The following is a 10,304-nucleotide window of genomic DNA, read 5'->3' on the forward strand; positions in this document are numbered from 1 at the left end:
GAATATAGCTGCGGAGGCAGCTCCATCCCCAATCGTAAAGGATATAGCAGTGAAGACGACCGCCGCAAAGGCATTAACCGCAAAGGAAAAGATGGAAAAAGAAGAGATGGACAGACTGGATAAAATACTCGAGAAAAATCCGGACGATACATATTGTGTTTATGTCAGTAATGACAAATCGAAGAAGTCTGGAATGGAGTTTTTTTACATGGGGGCATCAAGTCCTGAATTCAATACATACGCGGATTACATGAAGAAGGCGTCCACCTTGAAAGGGACGGTGCTGCAACAGCCATCTGCCATGCCGGAAGAATATACCTTCGCCAAGGGAAAGCTCCATGGCGAAATAGATCAACAGTTTCAGAAAGAATTGAAGGCGGAGGCTAAAAAGAAAGGGAAAGAGGTATATTCGAAAAAGTATAATTGGTCAAAAGCTGATTCAATTAAGCTGGAGTATACGAATGGGGAAAATAATTTGATTTTGAGCTATATCGCTTTTGATCCGAAGGGAGTTACTATCGATCAGAAAGAATATTCTTATCAATCTTCTGCTGAAATCATAAAGAAAAATCCGAAATTCGCAAATAATCCAGAACTCATAAGAAACACCCTTATTTGGTTCGAGAAGGGCAAGCAATTTACAATCACAACGAATCCAGAGAACCCCTTGACGAAGGAGAAGCTCATCAAGCTTGCTGAAACGATGGTCAGAAAATAAATACAAAAAGTCGCAATAAACGGCTGAATGCAGGCTGTCTAAAACAGACAAATAAGCATATGAAGAGCGGCAACCCTCAGAGGGGACTTATAATAATAAGTGCTCCTCCGGGGGTTGTTTGTGTTTTTTTGAACATTACTAGATAATAAATAATGGAAAAGTAGATGAAAGTGAGTTGTAATAATGAAGATTGTTAAAGCAGAGCAAAAAAACGTTGGGTGTATTCATGAATTATATAAAATTCTGATAGATAGTATAGCAAAGAAACAACCGCTTTTCTTCCATTCAGCCGAACAATCTAGGGCGTTCATATCCGAACAGATTTCTTCTGACAAAAGTGATTTTCTTTTAGTTTTAGATGAGGGGGAAATCTATGGGTTTGCACTTGTTGTTGAAAATCAAACACCACCCTATTCTATGTTTGTTCCTCATAAATACGCCTATTTAATGGATTTGGTTGTTGATCCTGTTGCTCGTGGGAGGGGCTATGCTCAAGAATTAATTAAAGCTTGCAGCCATTGGCAGAAGGAACGAAACTTAGATTATTTGGAATTGAACGTGTTAACAAATAATGATGAAGCTCTCAAATTGTACGAAAAAATGGGGTTTAAAGATAAGGACAAGCATATGTATTTGGTCTGATAAGGATTAGGGGGAATTTAAGCATGACGATTAAGAATGAGAAGGTGAAATTATGATTTTATGGATAAACGGAACATTTGGCGCTGGTAAAACAACACTTTCTTATGAGCTCGACTATCTGCTTCCAGATTCCATGCGATATGATCCTGAAGATTTGGGTTCACACTTGATGAACGTTGTTCCTGCTGAGGCAGCCGAAAATGATTTTCAGCATTATTTGGCATGGAGAGAAATGGTTGTATCTGTTCTCACAGAGCTTTCTAGCAGACTTCCTCAAAAAACAATTATTGTTCCAATGACGCTAACTAATCAGTTATATCGAGAACAAATTTTTGGAGGCTTAAAAGATAACGGAATAGATAGTAAAGAGATAGTTTTAGATATTTCGAATGAAAAATTGTTAATTAATCTAAGTTCTCGTGGAGAAGGCGCAGACTCATGGCCTTATAAACAATTTAGTATAAAGCGACAAGAAATAGCTGATATTCAAGCTTTCAAAATAAATGTTGATGATTTAACGATTGATGATGTCGTTAACGAGGTGGTAGATAAGCTGAATTTGTCAGTTATAGATGATCCTAGGACAGAAGTCGAAAAAGAAAAAATGAGAAAAAAATACAACCTGTAAAATTATTTGCCATAAAATTCGTTAGGAAAAGTTTCCTATAGCCTTCTTTGGTTCGAAAAGGGCAAGCCATTTAGAATCTCAACGAACCCGGAAAATAAATTGACGAAGGACAACCTGATCCAGATTGCTGAAACCATGGTCTGAAAATAACATACATAAAACGGCAACCCTCGGAGGGGACTTATAACAATAAGTTCCTCTGGGGGTTGTTTGTGTTTTTTTTACAATGTACTGAACATCATCGAGTGTAACTTGCTTACACATTGGCACGAAGACCTTCACCAAATAAGATAGTTCGATTTCGTTAAAGAAATGTCAATCGCGTTAAATAAAACGGCTCATCTTGGAGGGGCTGCTGTTAAGCTCCAGAAACAAAGTCAATCCTGATAAATGAATCATCATTTCAATAATGTCGCCTGCCGGCTGAAACCGGTACCATTGTATTTAGAGGTTCACAACCGAACAGGTTTGGAGGAGAGGTCATGAGCAAAATGAAAAGGCTTACCGTGTTCATGCTGGTGTCGCTGCTGCTGCTGGTTACAGCTTGCGGCAAGGACAACGGGGGCGGCATCCCGGCGGTGGACAAGGATGAGTCACAGGAAAAAGCGACGGTGACGATGGGGTTCTGGGGCACGGCGCAGGATTTGAAAATTTATCAGGATGCAGCGGCTTCCATTAGCGATCAGTATCCGAATTTGGAATTGAAAATCAAGCAGTATCCGAGCAGCGAGCAGTTCTGGAATGTGCTGCCGGGTGAAATTGCGGCGGGTGTAGCGCCGGACTTCATTAAGATTTCCAACGAAGGGGCGTACGAGTATGTCAACAAAGGCTTGTTCACTTCGTTGGACGAGTTGATTGCATCGGCGGATATCGACATGAACCGCTTCGCGGCTTCGTCGGCGGATATTTGGAAGGTGGATGATAAGCTGTATGGCATTCCGAACCTGACGATGCCGTCGATGTTCTTCATCAACGCCGACATGTGGAAGGAAGCGGGTCTTGGTGAGTATCCGCAGACATGGGACGAAGTGGAAGCGGCCGCCAAGAAATTGACGAAGGATGACGTGTACGGCATTACAATCAACATCGATGCCTATCATATCACGAACTATGTCAAGAGCTACGGCGGCGGCTGGGGCAACGGGAAGACGATCAACTCGGCCGAGAACGTGCAGGCGCTGCAGAAGATTTTTGGTATGTACAAAGAAGGCGTAGCCGTTACACCGAAAGCGTTGGGTTACGGCTGGGATGGCGAAGTATTTGCGAACGGCAAAGCGGCGATGACGACGGGCGGATATTGGTACAAAGGCTATTTGAAGGATGCCAATCCGAACCTGAACTATGTCGCGCTTCCGGTGCCTAAGGGCACAGTCAATGGCGGCACGATGATTTCCGACGCTTATGTCGTATTGAAGGACGCGAAGAACAAGGAAGCGGCGCTCAAGGCTGCGTACTATTTGACAAATGACAAGACACAGACCGAGTTCCTGAAGCTTGGCTTTAATTCGGCGGTAACGAGCTTGTCGGCAAAATATTTCGAAGAGAATCCGGAGTTCAAGGCGGTGGAGAAGGCGCTCGACTATAGCACTGACTTCGCTTATCCGGCAGAAACGAAGAAGTTCATTGATGAATTGGTGAAACAGCTGGAAGCGGCTATTCTGGGCGGAACAAGCCAGTCGCCGCAGCAATTGCTCGACGGCATTCAGCAACAATTTCAGTAGGTAATCGGGTTCCCGTTTCCGTCTTGTGAAGCGGGAACCGCTTTATTCGCCGATATGGCGACTTAATATTGAACATTCAGGAGGCTTGCAAATGGCTGCCTATGAGAATAGAAATGCAATGATTGATCGCAGTCGCTCGAACCGTCCGTCATGGCTCCGATCGCTCGCCGATTCGGATGCTGCGGTCGGCTGGCTGTTCACGCTGCCGTTTTTGGTGCTATGGGTATGGTGGTTTCTGTACCCGTTCGCACAGTCCTTCCTCCGCAGCTTCCAGGATGTCAGCTTCACGGCGTTGAACGATGCGACATTCATTGGTCTGCAGAACTATATCAAGATTTTGAATGACCCTGAATTCTATCAGGCGGTGCTTCATTCCTTGCAAATCGTCGTTATCGCCGTTCCGGTGCAGACGATGCTTGGCTTGCTGATGGCGGTGCTCGTCAATCAGAAAATGAAGGGCCAGGGAATATTCCGCACGGTCTTCTTCATTCCGTATATTACGTCGCAGATCGCGGTGACGACGGTGTTCATGATGCTGTTCAAGAAGGGGACCTTCGTGACGAAGTTTTTCACGCTATTCGGGTTCGAAGATGTGACTTGGTTCGCAGATACGCGCTATGCGCTTTTGTTCGTCAGCATCTTGTTTATTTTCCAGCAGTGCGGGTTCAGCATGATCGTGTATTTGTCCGGGCTGCAGGAGATTCCGCGGGATCTGTATGAAGCGGGGCAGATGGATGGCGCGTCCAAATGGGCGCAGTTCCGTTATATTACGCTCCCTTCTCTGAAGCCAGTCACGTTCTTCGTCGTGTCGGTAGCGACGCTGCTCGGCTTCCAGATCTACGATCAGATCGCCGCCATCTCGCGATACGGCGCATTAGGTTCTCCGGCCGGAGCGACGAGCACGGTCGTCACGTACTTCTATCAGCACGGCATCCGGTATATGAATATCGGTTACGGAAGCGCGGCCGTCGTTTTATTTTTCTTCATTATTATGTTCATTACGTTCCTTCAGAAAAAATGGTTGGGCGATAAGGAGTGACACCAAATGCAGGCTAACAAGCGCTTTACCCAATTGCTTCATTATATCGTCGTCCTCTTGCTCGCACTGGTGTTCTTTCTTCCATTCGCCTATACGTTATATACCTCGTTCGTGACGATGCAGGATGTCAATAAGCTTGCGGGCATGCCGCATTGGACGATAGACAATTACAAGCTGTTCTTCACGAATGATGCGTATAACGTGCCGAAATGGTTCCTGAACACGGTCATCATGACGGGGCTCGTCATTATCGGCAGCCTGATCATCAATCCGATGGCGGGCTTTGCGCTGGCGAAGCTGGAGTTCGCGGGCAAGCGGCTCATCTTCTGGATCGTCGTGGCGACGATGATGGTGCCGTATCAGATGATTTTGATTCCGGTCTACGTCAATATGGCGCAGATTGGCTGGTTGAATACGTTCGCGGCGTTAACCGTACCGTTTCTGTATCAGTGTCTGTACATCTTCATGATGAGACAATTTTTCATCAGCGTGCCGAATGAATTCATTGAGGCGGCCAGACTGGATGGCTTGACGAAGATGGGCTCGTTCTGGCGCATCGTCTATCCGCTGGCGAAGTCACCGCTCATCACGATGTCGATACTCGCATTCGCGGGCACGTGGAACAGCTATCTCATTCCGAGCACGCTGGCCAACAATCCTGACCAATACGTGCTTGTCGTCGGACTCAACAGCGTCAAGGATATGTTTTTCGAGAATACTCCGCTCATCATGGCCGGGGTCGTGCTGTCTACCTTGCCGATTCTTATCTTCTTCTTCCTGTTCCAGAAGCAGTATGTTGAGGGCATTTCCAGCTCCGGCATCAAGGGATAAGGAAGAGGTACAAGTGGAAGCGGAGAGGAATGGACAGATGCCGCATGGAGTCTGCTTCTGTATCAGTTCAGTTAAATCAGTTATTTAACAGCAGCACAGAAGGGATGCCTGTACACATTATGATGATAAGTCAGGAGTTAGATATTTAAATGAAGGATAGACAGACGACATGGATGTGGATTGCATCGATGATTTGCCGATGCGTTGCAAAATGACAAGGAAATGAGGCGGAAACATGGACTATTGTGTCATTAAAGAAGGCGATGTGTTCTACTTGACGGACAAGGGCGGGGATATCGCGGCGGAACATGACGGCGGATATGGCCTGTATACGAAGGATACGCGGTTCTTGAGCCGCATGGAAGTATATATTGACGGCGAGAAGCCTGCGCTGCTATCCTCGGCGTCGGACAAAAGCTACTTCGCGTCCATCCGGACGATGAAGGAGCGCAAGGACGAAGGGGCGATCGAGCTCCAGCGGGAGCGGTTCATTTACGACGGCGTGCTGTATGAGCGGATGACGGTGACGAACTATTTCCCGAAGGCGGCCGCCTGTGAGCTAGCGGTTTCGTTCGATGCTGACTTCCAAGATATGTTCCTCGTCCGGAAATACCGGACGGGTGAAGTGGGACGGATTATCGGCCGCGAGACGGGAGAGCGGCATGCGTCGATCCGTTATGAGGGCGCGGACGACATGTTGCGGGAAACCGTGGTGCAGTGGGACCGGGAAGCGGGACGCGTGGAGGAAGACGGTACGGTAAGCTTCGTGCTGGAGCTTGATCCAAAGGAGTCGGTGCGCATCTGCTTCGCCATCATGCCGTTATTGGCAGGGCAGAAGGCGGCGGTTGTGCTGCCGTTCGAGGAAGGCCTGAGCCGCTTGGAGGCGTCCTATGCGGCATGGGATGAGGAGACGGTCAGCGTCACGACCGATTCCGAGCTGTTCAACGGACTGTATCGGCGCGGGGTGCAGGATTTGCGGATGCTCATGACCGATGTCGGCTATGGCGATACCCCGGTGGCCGGACTGCCATGGTTTGCGGTTCCGTTCGGCCGGGACAGTCTGATCACGTCCTTGTTCATGCTGCCGCTTCGTCCAGAGAAGGTGAAGGGCACGCTGCGGACGCTGGCGGCTTATCAGGGCAAGGCTCGGGATGCATGGCGCGATGAGCAGCCCGGCAAGATTATGCACGAGATCCGATTCGGCGAGCTGGTGACGACGAAGCAGTCCCCGTTCTCCCCTTACTATGGAACCGTCGATTCCACACCGCTGTTCCTTGCGCTCATCGGCGAATATGTGCGCTGGACAGGCGATCTGACGCTTGCTGAAGAGCTTAAGCCGAACATGCTGCGCGCGCTCGAATGGATCGACCGTGCTGTCTTGGCAGGCGCAGGGTTCGTAACGTACCATCAAGAGGCGGAGAAGGGATTCCCGAACCAAGGCTGGAAGGATTCGAGCAATTCGATGGTCCATGCGTCTGGAGAATATGCCGCTTCACCGATCGCACTATCCGAGGTGCAAGGGTATGTATATCAGGCGAAAAAGAGCCTTGCATCGGTATTCGCCGCTATGGGCGATGCCGCGCTGGCGGAAAGGCTGGAACGGGAAGCGCAAGAGCTGCAGGCCAGATTCGAGCGGGACTTTTGGATGGAACGGGAAGGTTTCTATGCGATTGCGCTCGACAAAGAACAGCGTCAAGTGGAGTCCGTCACCTCCAATCCGGGACATCTGCTCCTGTCTGGTCTGCCGGAGCGTTCGCGTGCGGAGCAGGTCGCCGCGCGGCTCCTTGCGGCAGACATGTTCGGCGGATACGGCATCCGCACGATGAGCACGGAGGCGGCTGGATATTACCCGATGAGCTATCATAACGGCAGCGTCTGGCCGCACGACAATGCCTTGATTCTGCTCGGCTTGAGCCGCTTGGGCTTCAAGCGGGAAGCGGGCAAGGTCATCTCTGGATTGCTAGATGCGTCGCAGCATTTCGAGTATCAACGGCTGCCCGAATTGTATTGCGGACACGGGGCGGAACTTGGCGAACCGGTGCCGTATCCTTCAACCTGCTCCCCGCAGGCATGGTCGGCGGGCACGGCGGTCGCCTTCGTGCAGGCGATGCTCGGATTGGATCCGAACGTTCCGGCAGGCGAGGTTCGCATCAATCCGATGCTGCCGGAAGCGATCGGCGAGCTGACGGTCGAGCGGCTGCGCATTGGCGCGGGCGAGCTGTCCTTGAAGGTGACCCGTCTGGCGGACGGTGCAGACGAGGTAAGCGTCGAGGTGCTTGGCAACACGACTGGATTGACCATTGTGCAATCCGGCGTGGAAGAGTAGTGTATATGGAAGTAGTGTAAATAGAGTAATAAATAACGGCCGTCTTCGTGACGGCCGATTCTCGCAATAATCGCAATAGATGAGAAGGATAGTGGCAGAAGATGCAGGAAGGAGCAGGCAGATGAAGCGAACGTGGTGGAAAGAGGCTGTTGTATATCAGGTATATTGGAGAAGCTTCAATGATACGAATGGGGATGGATACGGAGATTTAGAGGGGGTCATTCGGAAGCTCGACTATATCCACGATCTCGGAGCAGACGTCATCTGGCTCAATCCGTGCTTCGGCTCGCCGGATGTGGATAACGGCTACGATATTGCGGACTACCGCTCAGTTATGCCGAAAGCGGGCACGATGGACACCTTTGACCGCTTGCTGCAAGAGGCGCATGCCCGCGGCATGAAGCTCATTATGGACTTGGTCGTGAACCATACCTCCGATCAGCATCCGTGGTTCACGGAGTCGCGCTCGGCGAAGGACCATCCGAAGCGGGACTATTACATCTGGCGGAAGGAGCCGAACAACTGGCGCTCGTACTTCACCCCTTCCACGTGGGAATATGACGAAGCGACGGGAGAATATTACTTCCATTCCTTCGCCGTGCAGCAGCCTGACCTGAACTGGGACAACCCGCGCGTGCGCGAGGAAATATACGACATGATGCGCTTCTGGCTGGATAAGGGCATCGACGGCTTCCGCATGGACGTCATTAACCTGCTCGCGAAGCAGGCCGGATTCCCGGATGCGGCGAACCCGGACGACATTTCATACTTGGGCAACAACCCCGGTATTCATGAATACCTGCAAGAGATGCACGACAAGGTGCTGAAGCATTACGACATATTCACAGTCGGGGAAATCCCGTTCGTTACGCCCGAAGACGGCGTGCTGTATGTGGGCGAAGAGCGCGGCGAGCTGCATACGTTATTCCACTTCGAAGTGTGCGACTATATGGCGCATTGGGATATGCAGCGCTTCAAGGAGATTCAGAAGCGGTGGTATGAAGGCATGTGGGGGAAGGGCTGGAATTCTCAATTCCTGAACAACCATGACCATACCCGCGTCGTCACCCGGTTCGGCAACGATACGACGCACCGCGTGGAATCGGCGAAGTGCTTCGCGACGCTGCTGCATACGCTGCCCGGCATGCCGTACATCTATCAAGGGGAAGAGATTGGGATGACCGGCGTCCGCTTCGATTCCATCGACGACTACAACGATATCGCGATGAAAAACAAATATAAGGAAGAAGTCGGCAAGGGCCGCGATCCGCAGGAAGTGTTCGAGAGCCTGCTTCATCTGGCGCGGGATAATTCCCGCACGCCGATGCAGTGGGACGACTCTTCGAACGGCGGCTTCACCGACGGCACTCCATGGATAAAAGTGAATCCGAACTACCGCGATATCAACGTGAGCGCGGCACTGTCCGATCCGAACTCTGTCTTTTACTACTACAAGACGCTCATCCAGCTGCGGAAGCAGCATCCGGTGATGGTCTACGGCAGCTACGAGCCGCTGTTGGAGGAGCATGAGCAGATCTATGCTTACACCCGTTCTTTGGATGGGGAGAAATGGCTTATAGTGCTGAACATTTCGGAGCAAACGGTGGTGGCGTGTGAACTACCTGCTTCTGTGTCATTAGAGGGAGCGGAGCTGCTTATTGGGAATTATGCGGTGGAATCGGATGCAGGTGAGCTGCGGTTGAAGCCGTATGAGGCGCGGGTGTATCGGTTGGCGTAGGAGTTGAATAGAGCAGAGAACATCCTTTATTGGGGCGGAGGCCTTGGTAGGGGATGTTTTTTGTTTATAACGAGTTTAATTAAAATGTTGATGTATCATTTTATGTACGCTACTGGTAGAAAAATTAGCGAGCCGAGGGTTGAGTCAAGTCTTGGTCGGAGATAGTCGAATAAAATTAAATGAAATAGATTTTGCAGCTTCTCTTGCTTTCAAGCTAAGAGACGGCATTTTCCGTGGTTATTCGATCCGCATCTGCCAAGAAGCATGCCGCTATAATTTTTAATCTTGCTGACACTGGGAATGGTAAGACAAACTCAGAAGAGTGGCTCACTTCATAGGGGTATCATCTAGGTCAGCAAGTCAAACAATTCTCACGTCATCAGGGGGAAGTTCGAGTCGGCTTTTCTGATTGACCTATTGGATGATTGTAGCCTCAAAGCAGACTATGGTGGTGAAGCATTTTTGAACCATTGAGTTAGATATACGAGAAGATGTGTTTCCACACAAACAAAAAGAAGCCAATAAAGTGGCTTCAAATAAAAAAATATTTGTATGTGTTTATTACTCAACTTTCGCAGAGCCGAACACGGCTTAGTTGTTTGATCTGTATGAGCCTAGACTAAGTTAAATATAACTCTTGAAAATAGAAAAACACCGCTTC

At 49.6% G+C, this 10,304-nt stretch carries 8 protein-coding genes; all 8 read left to right on the forward strand.

The genetic code is table 11. The annotated features are described in order from the left end of the window. The coding region (locus A372_RS32830) for a hypothetical protein (RefSeq protein WP_019418982.1) at nt 1–718 on the forward strand (718 nt) is incomplete at its 5' end. Nucleotides 719–901: 183 nt separating this feature from the next. Beyond that, the gene (locus A372_RS0100980) at nt 902–1,360 is read left to right on the forward strand and encodes a GNAT family N-acetyltransferase (RefSeq protein ID WP_019418983.1); all 459 of its coding nucleotides are present in this window, start codon (nt 902–904) and stop codon (nt 1,358–1,360) included. A 52-nt stretch (nt 1,361–1,412) separates the two neighbouring features. Then, nucleotides 1,413–1,988, forward strand: coding sequence for a hypothetical protein (locus A372_RS32835; RefSeq protein WP_019418984.1), 576 nt, complete (start codon nt 1,413–1,415; stop codon nt 1,986–1,988). 482 nt (nt 1,989–2,470) lie between these two features. Further along, nucleotides 2,471–3,709, forward strand: a complete 1,239-nt coding sequence (locus A372_RS0100990) for an ABC transporter substrate-binding protein (RefSeq protein ID WP_019418985.1) — start codon at nt 2,471–2,473, stop codon at nt 3,707–3,709. Nucleotides 3,710–3,800: 91 nt separating this feature from the next. Beyond that, nucleotides 3,801–4,748, forward strand: coding sequence for a carbohydrate ABC transporter permease (locus tag A372_RS0100995; RefSeq protein ID WP_019418986.1), 948 nt, complete (start codon nt 3,801–3,803; stop codon nt 4,746–4,748). A gap of 6 nt (nt 4,749–4,754) precedes the next feature. Next, complete coding sequence (locus A372_RS0101000) at nt 4,755–5,579, forward strand: carbohydrate ABC transporter permease (RefSeq protein WP_019418987.1); 825 nt, start codon at nt 4,755–4,757, stop codon at nt 5,577–5,579. Between the two features lie 235 nt (nt 5,580–5,814). Further along, nucleotides 5,815–7,905 carry an amylo-alpha-1,6-glucosidase gene (locus A372_RS0101005; protein ID WP_019418988.1) on the forward strand — a complete coding sequence of 697 codons (2,091 nt, stop codon included), beginning with the start codon at nt 5,815–5,817 and terminating at the stop codon, nt 7,903–7,905. 121 nt (nt 7,906–8,026) lie between these two features. Beyond that, nucleotides 8,027–9,643 carry a glycoside hydrolase family 13 protein gene (locus A372_RS0101010; RefSeq protein WP_019418989.1) on the forward strand — a complete coding sequence of 539 codons (1,617 nt, stop codon included), beginning with the start codon at nt 8,027–8,029 and terminating at the stop codon, nt 9,641–9,643. Nucleotides 9,644–10,304 lie beyond the last annotated feature (661 nt).

It is taken from the genome of Paenibacillus sp. OSY-SE (genome assembly GCF_000283315.1).
Classification (GTDB): domain Bacteria; phylum Bacillota; class Bacilli; order Paenibacillales; family Paenibacillaceae; genus Paenibacillus_B; species Paenibacillus_B profundus.